Source organism: Shinella zoogloeoides (assembly GCF_022682305.1).
Taxonomy (GTDB): Bacteria; Pseudomonadota; Alphaproteobacteria; order Rhizobiales; family Rhizobiaceae; genus Shinella; species Shinella zoogloeoides_B.
This window is the reverse complement of sequence record NZ_CP093528.1, coordinates 638,288-651,341: the sequence shown is the minus strand read 5'-3', so window position 1 is coordinate 651,341 and position 13,054 is coordinate 638,288. Positions and strand designations below refer to the sequence as shown.

Here is a 13,054-nt window from a genome sequence, read left to right as displayed (position 1 = left end):
CCCGACGCGGCCTTGCCGCGCGGGGCGTTTCCGGTAGAGGCGATCAGCCGTTCTGCGGGTCCAGGAGACGGTGCATGTGCACGATGAAATAGCGCATATGCGCATTGTCCACGGTCTGCTGGGCCTTCGACTTCCAGGCCGTCAGCGCGCTCGCATAATCGGGGAAGATTCCGACGATATCGAGATTGTTGAGGTCGCGGAACTGCAGGTCCGCGAGCGTCTTCAGTTCGCCGCCAAAGACGAGGTGAAGAAGCTGCTTGGGTTCGTTCGAGTCGGTCATGATGCTCTCTTCTTGTTCTTTCGCAATTCCATCCGGAGTTGCTTCAGCGTGCCGATTTCGGCAGACGGTTTGCGGTATTCCGCGGGAAAGGTCAATGGCCGGAAAGGTGCCGCGCGGCCTCGACAAGCCCGGAAAGCCGGGAGGAACCCGCCGCCGCCAGCGTCTCGTGGCTGACGGTCGGGCGGTTGTAGGAAAGCGGCTCGCCATCGAGCGTTACCAGCGCGCCGCCGGCGCGCGAAAGGATGAGATCGGCCGCGGCCAGGTCCCAGTCGTGCGCGTTGCGTTTGACCAGCGTCGCATCGATGCGCCCGTCCGCCACCATGGCGAGGCGGTAGGCGAGCGAGGGCACATGAGAGATGCGGTGCACGCCGCCGGGCATATGCCGGTCGATGCCGTGCGCCATGTCCTCCGGGGCCGCGATGCGTGTCAGGCGCGCGGCGTCCGCATCGGTCGCCGCGATGGGCGTGCCGTTCTTCAGCGCCGACCCCTCGGCCGAGGCGGTGAACAGCTCGTCCAGCGACGGAGCGAAAAGGACGCCCGCGACGGGCCTTCCGTGATGGACGACGGCGGCGCTGACGCACCAGATGTCCTTGCCGGCGATGAAGGCGCGCGTGCCGTCGATCGGATCGATGACGAAGACCGTCTCGCAATCGAGCCGGCCGGCGTCGTCATCCGTCTCCTCCGACAGCCAGCCATAGTTCGGCCTTGCGGAGAGCAGTTCCTTCTTGAGGATGTCGTTAGCGGCGAAATCGGCCGCGCTCACCGGCGAGCGGCCCTCGTTCTTCCACCAGACCTCCGGCTCCTTGCGGAAGAAATCCAGCGCCCTTGCGCCCGCGAGCCGCGCGGCCCCGACCAGAAGATCGAGGTCGGCGGTCCAGGCGGCGGCGTGGCTGGGCATGGTCTCACTTCCCGGCAAGCGTCATGCCTTCGATGGCGAGCGTCGGCGCTGCGACGCCGAAGCTGCGGTCGATGTCGTTGGCCGGCGTGATGCGCAGGAACATGTCGGTGAGATTGGAGGCGATGGTAACCTCCGAGACCGGGAAGGTCAGCTCGCCATTCTCGATCCAGTAGCCGGATGCGCCGCGGCTGTATTCGCCCGTCACCATGTTGACGCCCTGGCCGATCAGCTCGGTGACGTAGAGGCCCGTTCCGATGGAGCGGATCAGCTCTTCCGGCGAGATGTCGCCCGGCTCCAGCGCGAGGTTGGTCGAGGCTGGATTGACGGAGGTGCCGCCGCGCACGCCGCGACCGTTGGTCTTGAGGCCGAGTTCGTTGGCGGTGGAGGTGGAAAGGAACCAGTGCTGGAGCACGCCGTCCTCGATCATGGCGAGACGTTTTCCCGTGATGCCCTCACCGTCGAAGGGGCGCGAGGACGGGCCGCGCACGATCAGGGGATCGTCGGTGACGGAAAGCCCGGCTTTCAATACCTGCTTGCCCATGCGGTCGCGCAGGAAGCTGGTCTTGCGGGCGACGGAGGCGCCGTTGATGGCGCCCGCGATATGGCCGGCGATGCCGCGCGCCACACGCGGATCGTAGATGACGGCAACGTTCTTCGCCGTCGGCACCTGTCGCGGGCCCAGCCGGCGCACGGCGCGCGCGGCCGCCTCGCGGCCGATCTCGGCGGCGTCGCGCAGATCGGCGAAATAGAGGGCCGAATCGAAGTCGTAGTCGCGCTCCATCTTCGTGCCCTCGCCCGCGATCACGCTGACGGAACGGCCGAAGCGGCTGGCGCTGTAGGCGCCGGAGAAGCCGTGCGAGGTGGCGAGCACCAGCCCGCCCATGCCGGCGGACGCGCCCGCGCCGCCCGAATTGGTGACGCCGGAAACGGCAAGCGCGGCGGCTTCGGCGGCAAGCGCCGCTTCGGTGAGCTGGTCGGCGGAGACTTCCGTCGGGTCGTAGAGGTCGAGGTCCGGCCAGTCCTTCGCAAGATCGGCTTCGGCCGCGAGCGTCGCATAGGGGTCTTCCGGCGACGCCTTCGCCATGGCGACGGCGCGTTCGGCGAGCACCTTGAGGTCGAAGCCGGGATTGGCCGAGACGCTGGCGACGCGCCGGCCGACGAAGACGCGGAGCGAGAAGTCGTCGCTCTCCGAGGCCTCGGTGCCCTCGACCTTGCCGAGCCGCACGCTGACCGAGGAGGAGCGCCCGCGCACCACGACGGCATCGGCCGCATCCGCCCCCGCCTGAATGGCGCGGTCGATGAGTTCGCCGGCGCGCGCGAGAAGGCTTGCGGTTTCGATCGTCTCTGACATGACATGGCCTTTCTTTGATGCCCCATTTATTGTGCGCCGGCGCGGGCATCAAGGGAGACCGCTCCTTTTTTGCCGCGCAGCCGGCGCCATCCAGCAGAAAGCCTTCCGCATGCCCTATACCCACAGCCCGTATAACGAGGTCCTGATGATGCTCGGCGGCGCACTGCTCGCCGCGCCGATCTTCAAGCGGCTGGGGCTGGGCACCATTCTCGGCTATCTCGCGGCGGGCATCGTCATCGGTCCGATCCTGCACCAGATCCGCGACGGCGAGGAACTGCTGGGCGTTGCCGAACTCGGCGTCGTCTTCCTGCTCTTCCTCATCGGGCTGGAGCTGAAGCCCTCACGCCTGTGGACCATGCGGCACGACATCTTCGGCCTTGGCATCGCGCAGGTCGCCGTCACCGGCCTGACGCTGGCGGGCCTCACCTTCGCCTTCGGACTGGAGGAATGGGACGGGGCGCTGATCATCGGCTTCGGCCTCGCCCTTTCCTCCACCGCCTTCGCCATGCAGATTCTCGACGAGCGGGGCGACACGAACACGCGCCACGGCCAGCGCGCCTTCTCCATGCTGCTCCTTCAGGACCTTGCCATCGTGCCGCTGCTGGCGCTGATCCCGCTGCTCGCCGAACAGGCGCCGGAGGACACGACGAGCGCCTTCGAGGACTTCCTGATCGCGCTCTCGGCCATCGCCGCGCTTCTGGCGGCCGGCCGCTACCTGCTCAATCCGCTGTTCCAGGTGATCGCCCGCACGGGCGCGCGGGAGGCGATGATCGCGGCAGCGCTCTTCGTCGTGCTCGCCGCCGCCATGCTGCTCCAGATGGCCGGCCTTTCCATGGCCATGGGCGCGTTCCTCGCCGGCGTGCTTCTGGCCGATTCCTCCTACCGCCATGAATTGCAGGCCGATGTCGAACCCTTCCGCGGTATCCTGCTCGGCCTGTTCTTCATGGCCGTCGGCCTTTCCCTGCATCTCGACGTGATCTTTTCGAGCTGGCTGACGATCCTCATCGCCACCCCCGCCGTGATGCTGGTGAAGAGCCTCGTCATCTACGGCCTCTGCCGCTTCACCGGCTCGCCGCACAACGATGCGGTGCGCATCGCGCTCGTGCTGCCGCAGGGCGGCGAATTCGGCTTCGTGCTGTTCACCGCCGCCTCGGCCGCCGGCATCTTCTCCGGCGGCCTCGCCTCGCTGCTGATCGCCATCGTCACGATTTCCATGGCGCTGACGCCGATTGCCGCCGCGCTGTCGCGCTTCCTGCTGGTCGAGGACCCGGAGGAGGAGATGGAGGAGGATTTCGAGGGCGCGGGGGCGGACGTGCTGATGATCGGCTTTTCGCGCTTCGGCCAGATCGCCGCGCAGATCCTGCTTGCCGGCGGGCGCGAGGTGACGGTCATCGACCATTCGACGGACCGCGTGCGGCAGGCGGCAAATTTCGGCTTCCGCATCTATTTCGGCGACGGCACGCGCAAGGATGTGTTGCGCGCCGCCGGCATCGAGCGCGCCAAGATCGTCGCCATCTGCACGCAGGGCAAGGCGAGCACGGACCGCATCGTCGATCTCATACAGTCGGAATATCCCAACGCTACGCTCTTCGTGCGCTCCTACGACCGGGTGCACACACTGTCGCTGCGGGCCCGCGGCGTGCAGCACGACGTTCGCGAGACCTTCGAATCCGCCCTCGTCTTCGGCCGGGAGACGCTGGAGGAACTTGGCGTGGAGAGCGACGACGCGCTGGCGATCAGCGACGATATCCGCCGCCGCGACGTGGCGCGACTGGAGCTTCAGGCAGTCGAGGGGATCACGGCGGGGCGGCACATGCTGCATTCCGCCCCGGTCAGGCCAGAGCCGCTGATCAAGCCGAAGAAGATGACGCAGGCGGACGAAGAGGAAAGCGTCTAGCGGAGCGCCGAAAGCTTTTCGTCGAGCGCCCGTTTCAGCTCGTCGCGGATGCCGGCGGAGGCGGCAAGCACCTCTTCGGCCTTGAGGAAATCGAGCACGCGGAAGCGGCCGACCTCCGGCCGCAGGAAGATATCCGGCGCGCCCTTTTCCAGCTTCAGCGTGACGATGGAGCGCATGGTAAGCTGGGTTGCGCCGTAGAGGCTGTCCATGCTGTTCGGCACGCCGGCCGCCCCCGCGGGCGGCTGGCCGACGACATCGACGCCGATGGTGATATCCGCCTTGCCGGCAAGATGGTCGAAGGGCACCGGGTTCCACAGGCCGCCGTCGATCATCACGCGGCCGTTCAGCTCCACCGGGCGGAAGATCGCAGGCAGCGCGGCGGAGGCGGCGATGGCCGGCAGCAGCGGACCGCTGTCGCAGACGCATTCGCACTGGGCGTAATAGTCCGACGTGACGGCCTTCAGCGGGATGAAAAGCTCCTCGAAGGTCTCCGGCAGGCGATCCGGCAGGAAGGCCTTCAGCACGCGCTCCAGATTGAACTGGCTAACCTTGAAACCGCCGGAGACCATCTCGGAAAGGCCGGTGGGGCGCAGGCTCCAGAGCCGGTTCATGATCTGGCCGGGGCGGCCGACGGTGGCGAGCGTATGCTCGCGGATTTCCCGGCCCGTCATGCCCGCCGCCATGGCTGCGCCCATGATGGTGCCGATGGAGGCGCCAGCGATCAGCACCGGGCGGATGCCAAGTTCGTCCAGAACCTCGATAACATGGATATGGGCAAGGCCCCGCGCGCCGCCACCGCCGAGCGCGATGGCGACGGTCGGGCCATTCGCCTGCGAGGTGGATGCGGAAACGAGGGCACCGGACATAGCTCTGGTCTCCTGCGGCGGCCGATGTCAGCCGGAGCGATAGCGGTAGAAATGCATGCGCGTGTCGCCGAAGGTGCGCACGTCGAGAAGCTCGTAGCCATCGACGGCGGCAGGCTGAATATCGGCCCGCTCCTCGAGGATCGCAAGGGCGCCATCGACGAGCCAGCCGCCGCGATGGGCGGCGTCGAGCGCGCGTTCGCCAAGGCCCTTGGCATAGGGCGGGTCGGCGAAGAGGAAATGGAACGGCTCCATCGTGCCGATGCCGCCAAGCGCGGTCGCATCACGCCGGAAGATCTTGGCGCGGCCGATCACCCCGAGCGCCTCGATATTGGAATGGAGAAGCCCCCTGCCCTCGACGCCCTGCTCGACGAAGAGCGCCGCGCGCGCGCCGCGCGACAGGGCTTCGAGGCCGACGGCGCCGGTGCCCGCGAAAAGGTCGAGCACCCGCGTGCCGTCAAGCGCCTCGGGATAGGAATGGGACAGGATGTTGAACAGGCTTTCGCGCGTGCGGTCCGTCGTCGGGCGGATATCGTCCGACTTCGGCGTCACCAGCGAACGACCGCGAAACTCTCCGCCAACGATGCGCACCTGGCCTTACTTCCCCTTGCCGCGCGGACGGCTGCCGCCCGCGGGACGGCCGCCACCGGGCTTGCCACCGGACGGGCGTCCACCCGGCTTGCCGCCGAAGGACTTGCCGCCGGGCTTTCCACCGAAGGACTTGCCGCCATCACGACGCGGCGGACGATCCCCGAAGGAACGCTCACCCTCTGCGCGGGGCTTGCGATCCCCGAAGGAGCGTTCACCCTCTGCGCGAGGCTTACGATCACCAAAGGAGCGGTCGCCACGGGCCGGACGGTCGCCGAACGAGCGCTCGCCTTCCGCACGGGGCTTGCGATCACCAAAGGGACGATCTCCACGCGGCGGGCGGTCGCCAAAGGAACGGTCACCGTCCGAGCGCGGCTTGCGATCGCCGAAAGAGCGGTCACCGCGCGGCGGACGATCACCGAAACCGCGCGGGGCGCGGTCGTCGCCGGCACCGGAACGGTTACGGCCGAAGCCGCCGCGACCTTCGTCGCGGGCTTCCGGCTCGGAGGCGCGAATCCATTCGCCGTCCTCGTCGCGCGTCTTCAGGATACGCGGCTTGTCGGCCCGGTCGTCGCCGGGGCGGCCGCGTGCGGCGCCCTTGCGGTCCGGATCGAATTTCTTCGCCGAGCGGGTCAGCGCGCCGTCAGCCGTGCGGCCATAACGCTTGGACTTCGGCGCGCCTTCGGGGCGTTCGCGCTGCTCGCGCTTCACGCTCTCCGCGCCTTCCGCCTTCTTCTCGGCGACCGGACGGGCACCGGGCGCCATCCAGACATTGGACTTGCGGGCACGGGTCGCCGGCTCGCGCTTCGGCTTGCTGTCGAAACGGTCGTCGTCGCGGTCGCGATCACGCGGCCCCCCGCGCGGCTTGTCGCCGAAGCGGTCGTCACGCCTGGTATCGAGGCGGGCGCGGGCATTCTCGCGGCGATCGCCGGGCTTCTCGCGGCGGTCGGCGGGCTTTTCACCCCATTCGGGCGCTTCGCTGCGCGCCTTCTTCGCGGGCTTCTCGTCCTCGTCGACCGCGTGGTCGAAGAGCGGAGCGTCGAAGTTGGCCTTGGATTCTTCGATCAGGCGCGGGCCGAGCTGATCGCGAAGCGTGCGGCCACGGATTTCCTGGGCGTGGCCTTCCGGCAGCTCGCCGAGCTGGAACGGACCGTAGGAGATACGGATCAGGCGGTTCACGTCGAGGCCGAGCGCGCCGAGCACGTTCTTGACCTCGCGGTTCTTGCCTTCGCGCAGGCCCAGCGTCAGCCAGACGTTGGAGCCCTGCGTCTTGTCGAGCGTCGCGTCGATCGCGCCGTAGAGCACGCCGTCGACGGCGATGCCTTCCTTCAGCTTGTCGAGATCGGCCTGCTCGATCTTGCCATGGGCGCGCACGCGGTAGCGACGCAGCCAGCCGGTGGTCGGCAGTTCCAGCATGCGGGCAAGGCCGCCGTCATTGGTCAGCAGCAGCAGGCCTTCTGTGTTGATGTCGAGGCGGCCGATGGACATGACGCGCGGCAGGTCTTCGGGAAGGTTCTCGAAGACGGTCGGGCGACCTTCCGGGTCGGCATTCGTCGTCACGAGGCCGGCCGGCTTGTGGTAGAGCCAGAGGCGCGTGCGCTCGATGCCGCGCACCGGCATGCCGTCGACCTCTATGCGGTCAGCAAAGGTGGCGTTGACGACCGGCGTCTCCAACACCTTGCCGTTCACGCTGATCCGGCCTTCCATGATCATGCGTTCGATGTCGCGGCGCGAGGCGACGCCCGCGCGGGCGAGCAGCTTGGAGATGCGCTCGGGCGCAAGCTCCGCACCGGAGCTCGCGGCAGGCGCGGGCTTTGCCGCGCGGGCCGGCCGGTCGTCGCGCGGGGCGGACTTTCCGGCGAATGGCTTGCCGCCCGGCTTCTTGCCATCGGGCTTGCCGGAGGCGAAGGATTTCTTGCCCGCGGCCGCCGATGCGGCGCCACGCGGCTTGGTATCGCGGCCCGAGGGCTTGCCGCCCGGCCGTTTCGGCTTGTCTTTGGATGTCATTTGTGCTGCCTGCGTTTTGCCGTGTCCTATCAGGTCAGGCGTCCGGGGTTAAGAGGAATTCGTGCCGCGCATGACAAATCGCTTCATGGAGATCGCACTTGCCGAGGCAAGGACCGCCGGAGAGCGGGGCGAAGTGCCCGTCGGCGCGGTCCTCGTGCTCGACGGAACTGTCGTCGCGCGGTCGGGAAACCGCACGCGGGCGGAGAACGACGTGACCGCCCATGCCGAGGTCGCCGTCATTCGCGAGGCCTCCCGCGCACTCGGGCAGGAGCGGCTGACGGGCGCGGACCTCTACGTGACGCTGGAGCCCTGCACGCTCTGTGCCGCCGCCATCTCCTTCGCCCGCATCCGCCGGCTCTACTATGGCGCGGAAGACCCCAAAGGCGGCGCGGTGGACAATGGCGTGCGCTTCTTCGACCAGCCCACCTGCCACCATGCGCCCGACGTCTATTCCGGCATCGGCGGCACGGAGGCGGCGGATATGCTCAAGGATTTCTTCAGGGAAAGGCGCCAGACATGACGGGACCACTCCTCGTTTGCGCCACCCTTGCCGTCATGGTCCTCATGTCGGCTTTCGCCGCGCGGCGCATCGCGCCGGGCAAGGCGCGGCTGACAATGCAATGGGGACTGGATGGAAAACCGAACTGGAGCCTGCCGCGAGGATGGGCGCTTGCCTGCATGCCCGCCATCGCGACGATCCTGCTGGCGGCCCTCGCGCTCGGCGGGCAGCCCTTCGCGGCCCTTCTGATCGTCGCGGCCGCCTTTATCGGCGCGCATGCGCTGCATCTCTTGCTGCTGGCGAAACGCGGCGGATGAACGCCTTTCAGCCCTCGGCGAAGCGCTTCAGCTTCTCGCCGGTCAGGCGATAGCGGATCCACTCGTTCTGCGGCTCAGCGCCGATGGCGTCGTAGACGCGGATCGCCGGCTCGTTCCAGTCGAGCACGCTCCATTCGAAACGGGCGCAGCCTTCCTCGATAGCGACACGTGCGAGATGGCGCAGCAGTTTCTTGCCGACACCGCCGCCGCGATGTTTCGGCGTCACATAGAGGTCTTCGAGATAGAGGCCGTTCTTCGCGAGCCACGTGGAATAGCTCTTGAACCACACGGCAAAGCCTGCCGGCTCGCCATCGACGGTCTCGCAGATCACGGCGCGCGTCACCGATCCTTCGCCGAAGATCGAAGCGGCGACGGTGTCTTCCGTCGCGGCGACTTCGTGCAGCGCCTTCTCGTATTCCGCCAGTTCGCGGATGAAGCGCAGGATGACGGCGGCATCGGCCGCGGTCGCGGGGCGGATGCGGTAGGCCGTCATGGGATCAGAAGGGCCACCAGCCGGACTTGCCCTGCTTGGCTGCCTTCGCTTCCTTCTTGCGACGGCGTTCCTTCTGCTTTTCCGGCTCGCCGAGGTCGGCCTGCGCCTCTTCCGGCATGCGGCGATAATCGACCGGCGGATCGCTCAGGTAGCGGCGCTTGTCGGAATAGGCGCCCATCTGCAGGCGGCGGGCTTCGCGGTAGGCCTGCGTCTGCGAGGCGGAGCCGAGTTGCTGAGCGTTCGAATTCTGGCTGACGAGCGGCGAGCGGTAACCCGGATTGTTGAGGTTGGCATCCGCCTCCTCACGCAGGCGCTCGCGCATGTCCTCGGGATTTTCCAGCCATTCCGGATTGTCCTTGGAGGCGACGGACTGCTGCGGATTGACCAGGGCGGCCCGGTCCTTCGGCACGACGAGGCTGCCGCGCGGCTGGTAGCGGATCTTCTTGGCGGCCTTGTTGTCCGGCTGGATCATGACGGCATTGCCGAGGTCGTCGATCAACTGTTCGCCGGCGGTCTTGTCTGTGCCGTAGGTCGGGCCCATGCAGCCGGTGAGAAGGAGGCTGCCGCCGAGGAGGCCGAGAAGGCCGGTACGCACCCGAATATTTCGCGTCATTCCCATGAATACCCTTCCAGCAGAGCCGGTACGCCGAAAACCTGTCGCGCGGCAAAAGTCCGCCGTGCCATGGCGGAACAATCCGACCATTTTCAGGCAGCATTACCGGATGATGTCTTGAAGCGCAATTCATCCGGGCAAATCGACGGCCGGAAAGCACCGGCCGTCAACAGGCAGCCGCTCAGGCCGCGCGGCGGAAGCCGATCTCGCGCAGCGCTGCGGCATCGCGCGCCGAGACGTCCGGGTAGTCCGCATCCGAGCCGACATCGGTCGTGATGCGCCAGGAACGGGCGCACTTGGCGCCTTCGGCAAGCTTCGGCTCGACGGAAACCTTGGCGACTTCCGGCAGGCGGAAGGCATCGGCCGAACCTTCGCCGGCAACGACCGTGATGGCCGAGGTGATGCAGATCTCCGCAAAATCCTGACCTTCCAGCGCCTTCAGAAGCTCCGCATCGCCGACATGGACGACGGGAGCGGCTTCGAGAGACGCACCGATGCGCTTCTCGCGGCGCTCGATCTCCAGCGCGCCGGTGACGACCGAGCGCACATCGCGGATCTTCTCCCACTTGGCCTCGAGCGCGTCGTTGCGCCATTCGGCCGGCACCGCCGGGAACTGCTCGAGATGGATCGAGACGGCATCCGGCTTGCGGGAAAGCCATGCCTCTTCCATCGTGAAGGGCAGCATGGGCGCGAGCCAGGAGACGAGGCACTCGAACAGCTTGCGGATGACGCACAGGCTGGCGCGGCGCTTCAGCGACGACGGGGCGTCGCAGTAGAGCGCATCCTTGCGAACGTCGAAGTAGAAGGCCGACAACTCGACATTGGAGAAGTCGATGAGCGCACGGGCGATCTTCTTGAAGTCGAAGGCGTCGTAGCCCTCACGCACCAGCGCATCGAGCTGCGAGAGACGGTGCAGCATGAGCTGCTCCAGCTCCGGCATGTCGGCATGGGCGATCTCCTCGCCCGTGTCGTGCGCCAGCGTACCCAGCATCCAGCGCACCGTGTTGCGCAGCTTGCGGTAAGCGTCGATGTTCGTCTGGATGATGGTCTTGCCGAGGCGCTGGTCTTCCCAGTAGTCCGTCGTCATGACCCAGAGGCGCAGGATATCGGCGCCCGATTCCTTCATCACGTCCTGCGGCGAGACGACGTTGCCCTTGGACTTCGACATCTTCTCGCCCTTCTCGTCCATGGTGAAGCCATGGGTGACGACGGCGTTGTAGGGCGCACGGCCGCGCGTCGCGCAGCTTTCCAGCAGCGAGGAATGGAACCAGCCGCGATGCTGGTCCGAGCCTTCGAGATAGACGTCGGCCGGCCATTTCAGGTCCGGGCGGTCTTCCAGGGTGAAGGTGTGGGTAGAACCCGAATCGAACCAGACGTCGAGGATGTCCATGACCTGCGTCCAGCGGGCCGCGTCATGCTCCTTGCCGAGGAAACGCTCCTTGGCGCCTTCGGCGAACCAGGCGTCCGCACCTTCCTTCTCGAAGGCTTCGAGGATGCGGGCATTGACCGCGTCGTCGACCAGAACCTCGCCGTTCTCGTCGGCGAAGATGGCGATCGGCACGCCCCAGGCGCGCTGGCGCGACAGCACCCAGTCCGGGCGGCCCTCGATCATGGCGCGCAGGCGGTTCTGGCCGGCGGCAGGCACGAAGCGGGTGTCGTCGATGGCGGAAAGCGAGCGCGAGCGCAGCGTGGTGCCGTCGCCAAGCTCCTTGTCCATGTAGACGAACCATTGCGGCGTGTTGCGGAAGATGACCGGCTTCTTGGAGCGCCAGGAATGCGGGTAGGAGTGCTTCAGGCGGCCGCGGGCGAACAGCGTGTTCACCGCGATCAGCGCCTTGATGACGCGCTCGTTGGCATCGCCCTTCTTGCCGTTGTCGTCCATGACGCGCGCGCCCTCGAAGCCGGGAGCGTCGGCGGTGTAGAAGCCGGCGTCGTCGACCGGGAACGGGATCTTCGAGGAGATGCCGCGCGCTTCCAGTTCGCGGGCCTTCGCCGTCCAGGCGTCAAAGTCCTCGCGGCCGTGGCTCGGCGCGGTGTGCACGAAGCCCGTGCCGGCATCGTCAGTGACATGGTCGCCGTCGAGCAGCGGGACGGGGAAGGTGTAGCCGAGGCCCTTCAGCGGATGGGCGCAGGTGATGGCGGCCAGTTCTTCCGGCGCGACGTCGCGCACGAATTTGAAGGTGAGCTTCGCCTTGGCGGCGGCCTCGTCGGCAAGGCGCGTCGCGAAGATCAGCTTCTCGCCGGGCTGCGGGCCGAAATCGTTCTGGGCGCTCTCGACCTCATAGAGACCGTAGGGATAGCGCGAGGAGAAGGCGATGGCGCGGTTGCCGGGGATCGTCCAGGGCGTGGTCGTCCAGATGACGACGAAGTTGTCCTTGAGATCGGCCGGGCCTTCGACGATCGGGAACTTCACCCAGATCATGTCGCTCTCGACATCGGCATATTCGACCTCGGCCTCGGCCAGCGCCGTGCGCTCGACGACCGACCACATGACCGGCTTGGAGCCGCGATAGAGCTGGCCGCTTTTCGCGATCTTCAGCAGTTCGCCGGCGATGCGGGCTTCCGCATGGAAGTTCATCGTCGTGTAGGGGTTCTCGAAGTCGCCCTCGATGCCGAGGCGCTTGAACTCCTCGGTCTGAACCTTGATCCAGCCGGAAGCGAAGTCACGGCATTCCTGGCGGAACTCGTTGACCGGAACCTCATCCTTGTTCCTGCCCTTCTCGCGATACTTCTCTTCGATCTTCCATTCGATCGGAAGGCCGTGGCAGTCCCAGCCGGGCACGTAATTGGCGTCGTAGCCGCGCATCTGGAAGGAGCGGTTGATGACGTCCTTCAGGATCTTGTTCAGCGCGTGGCCGATATGGATGTTGCCGTTGGCATAGGGCGGGCCGTCGTGCAGCACGAACTTTTCGCGGCCGGCGGCGGAGGCGCGCAGCTTCTTGTAAAGCTCCATCTTCTGCCAGCGGGCAACCGTTTCCGGCTCCTTCTGCGGCAGGCCGGCGCGCATCGGGAAATCCGTCTGCGGCAGGTAGAGCGTGGAGGAATAATCGACTTTTTCAGCTGTATCGGTCATGGGTATGGCTATCGTCTCGTCGCGCGGTCTTTCGCGCATGCGGGGAAATATCTGTCATCTGCACCGGCAATGACGGCGGGGACGTTCTGGAAACGCCCGAAATCCCGGACCTTCCGGCCTCGCTCAGAGCGCGCGGAAGGCCGGGCCACTAATTCGCAGAGCGATGGTCGGCCGG

12 protein-coding genes are annotated in these 13,054 nt (G+C 66.9%); 3 read left to right on the top strand and 9 right to left on the bottom strand.

Annotated features, from left to right (window positions below; genetic code table 11):
• Positions 1-43: 43 nt before the first annotated feature.
• From MOE34_RS03175 to MOE34_RS03165, 3 genes are all read right to left on the bottom strand, one after another.
• Positions 44-280 carry a DUF4170 domain-containing protein gene (locus MOE34_RS03175; protein ID WP_242220934.1) on the bottom strand — a complete coding sequence of 79 codons (237 nt, stop codon included), beginning with the start codon at positions 278-280 and terminating at the stop codon, positions 44-46.
• Positions 281-371: 91 nt separating this feature from the next.
• Entirely contained in the window at positions 372-1,178 is an 807-nt protein-coding gene (locus tag MOE34_RS03170) for a 3'(2'),5'-bisphosphate nucleotidase CysQ (protein ID WP_242220932.1), read from the bottom strand.
• Positions 1,179-1,182: 4 nt separating this feature from the next.
• The gene (locus tag MOE34_RS03165; protein WP_242220930.1) at positions 1,183-2,529 is read right to left on the bottom strand and encodes a TldD/PmbA family protein; all 1,347 of its coding nucleotides are present in this window, start codon (positions 2,527-2,529) and stop codon (positions 1,183-1,185) included.
• A 109-nt stretch (positions 2,530-2,638) separates the two neighbouring features.
• On the opposite strand from MOE34_RS03165, the gene MOE34_RS03160 reads away from it, so the two are divergent.
• Positions 2,639-4,426: a monovalent cation:proton antiporter-2 (CPA2) family protein gene (locus MOE34_RS03160; protein WP_242220928.1), complete on the top strand. Its 1,788-nt coding sequence runs from the start codon at positions 2,639-2,641 to the stop codon at positions 4,424-4,426.
• On the opposite strand, the gene MOE34_RS03155 is transcribed toward MOE34_RS03160, so the two are convergent.
• The 3 genes from MOE34_RS03155 to MOE34_RS03145 are packed head-to-tail and all read right to left on the bottom strand — an operon-like array spanning position 4,423 to position 7,884.
• On the bottom strand, positions 4,423-5,292 hold the full coding sequence (locus MOE34_RS03155) for a patatin-like phospholipase family protein (protein ID WP_242220926.1): 870 nt from the start codon (positions 5,290-5,292) through the stop codon (positions 4,423-4,425). The genes MOE34_RS03160 and MOE34_RS03155 overlap by 4 nt on opposite strands.
• A gap of 27 nt (positions 5,293-5,319) precedes the next feature.
• Positions 5,320-5,880 carry a 16S rRNA (guanine(966)-N(2))-methyltransferase RsmD gene (rsmD, locus tag MOE34_RS03150; protein ID WP_242220924.1) on the bottom strand — a complete coding sequence of 187 codons (561 nt, stop codon included), beginning with the start codon at positions 5,878-5,880 and terminating at the stop codon, positions 5,320-5,322.
• 6 nt (positions 5,881-5,886) lie between these two features.
• Positions 5,887-7,884 (bottom strand): pseudouridine synthase, encoded by a 1,998-nt coding sequence (locus MOE34_RS03145; protein WP_242220922.1) that lies wholly within the window; start codon positions 7,882-7,884, stop codon positions 5,887-5,889.
• A gap of 70 nt (positions 7,885-7,954) precedes the next feature.
• On the opposite strand from MOE34_RS03145, the gene MOE34_RS03140 reads away from it, so the two are divergent.
• Together MOE34_RS03140 and MOE34_RS03135 are read left to right on the top strand one after the other, a co-directional pair.
• Positions 7,955-8,404, top strand: coding sequence for a nucleoside deaminase (locus tag MOE34_RS03140; RefSeq protein ID WP_242220920.1), 450 nt, complete (start codon positions 7,955-7,957; stop codon positions 8,402-8,404).
• A complete protein-coding gene (locus MOE34_RS03135; protein WP_242220918.1) occupies positions 8,401-8,700 on the top strand; it encodes a hypothetical protein in 300 nt (99 codons plus the stop codon). The genes MOE34_RS03140 and MOE34_RS03135 overlap by 4 nt, the downstream gene beginning before the upstream one ends.
• A 7-nt stretch (positions 8,701-8,707) precedes the next feature.
• Here MOE34_RS03135 and MOE34_RS03130 read toward each other — a convergent pair whose 3' ends face one another.
• The 3 genes from MOE34_RS03130 to ileS all read right to left on the bottom strand — a co-directional run bounded on the left by MOE34_RS03130 (position 8,708) and on the right by ileS (position 12,879).
• Positions 8,708-9,193, bottom strand: coding sequence for a GNAT family N-acetyltransferase (locus tag MOE34_RS03130; protein WP_242220917.1), 486 nt, complete (start codon positions 9,191-9,193; stop codon positions 8,708-8,710).
• 4 nt (positions 9,194-9,197) lie between these two features.
• A complete protein-coding gene (locus MOE34_RS03125) occupies positions 9,198-9,812 on the bottom strand; it encodes a hypothetical protein (RefSeq protein ID WP_242220915.1) in 615 nt (204 codons plus the stop codon).
• Positions 9,813-9,987: 175 nt separating this feature from the next.
• Complete coding sequence (gene ileS / locus MOE34_RS03120; RefSeq protein ID WP_242220913.1) at positions 9,988-12,879, bottom strand: isoleucine--tRNA ligase; 2,892 nt, start codon at positions 12,877-12,879, stop codon at positions 9,988-9,990.
• Positions 12,880-13,054: the final 175 nt, after the last annotated feature.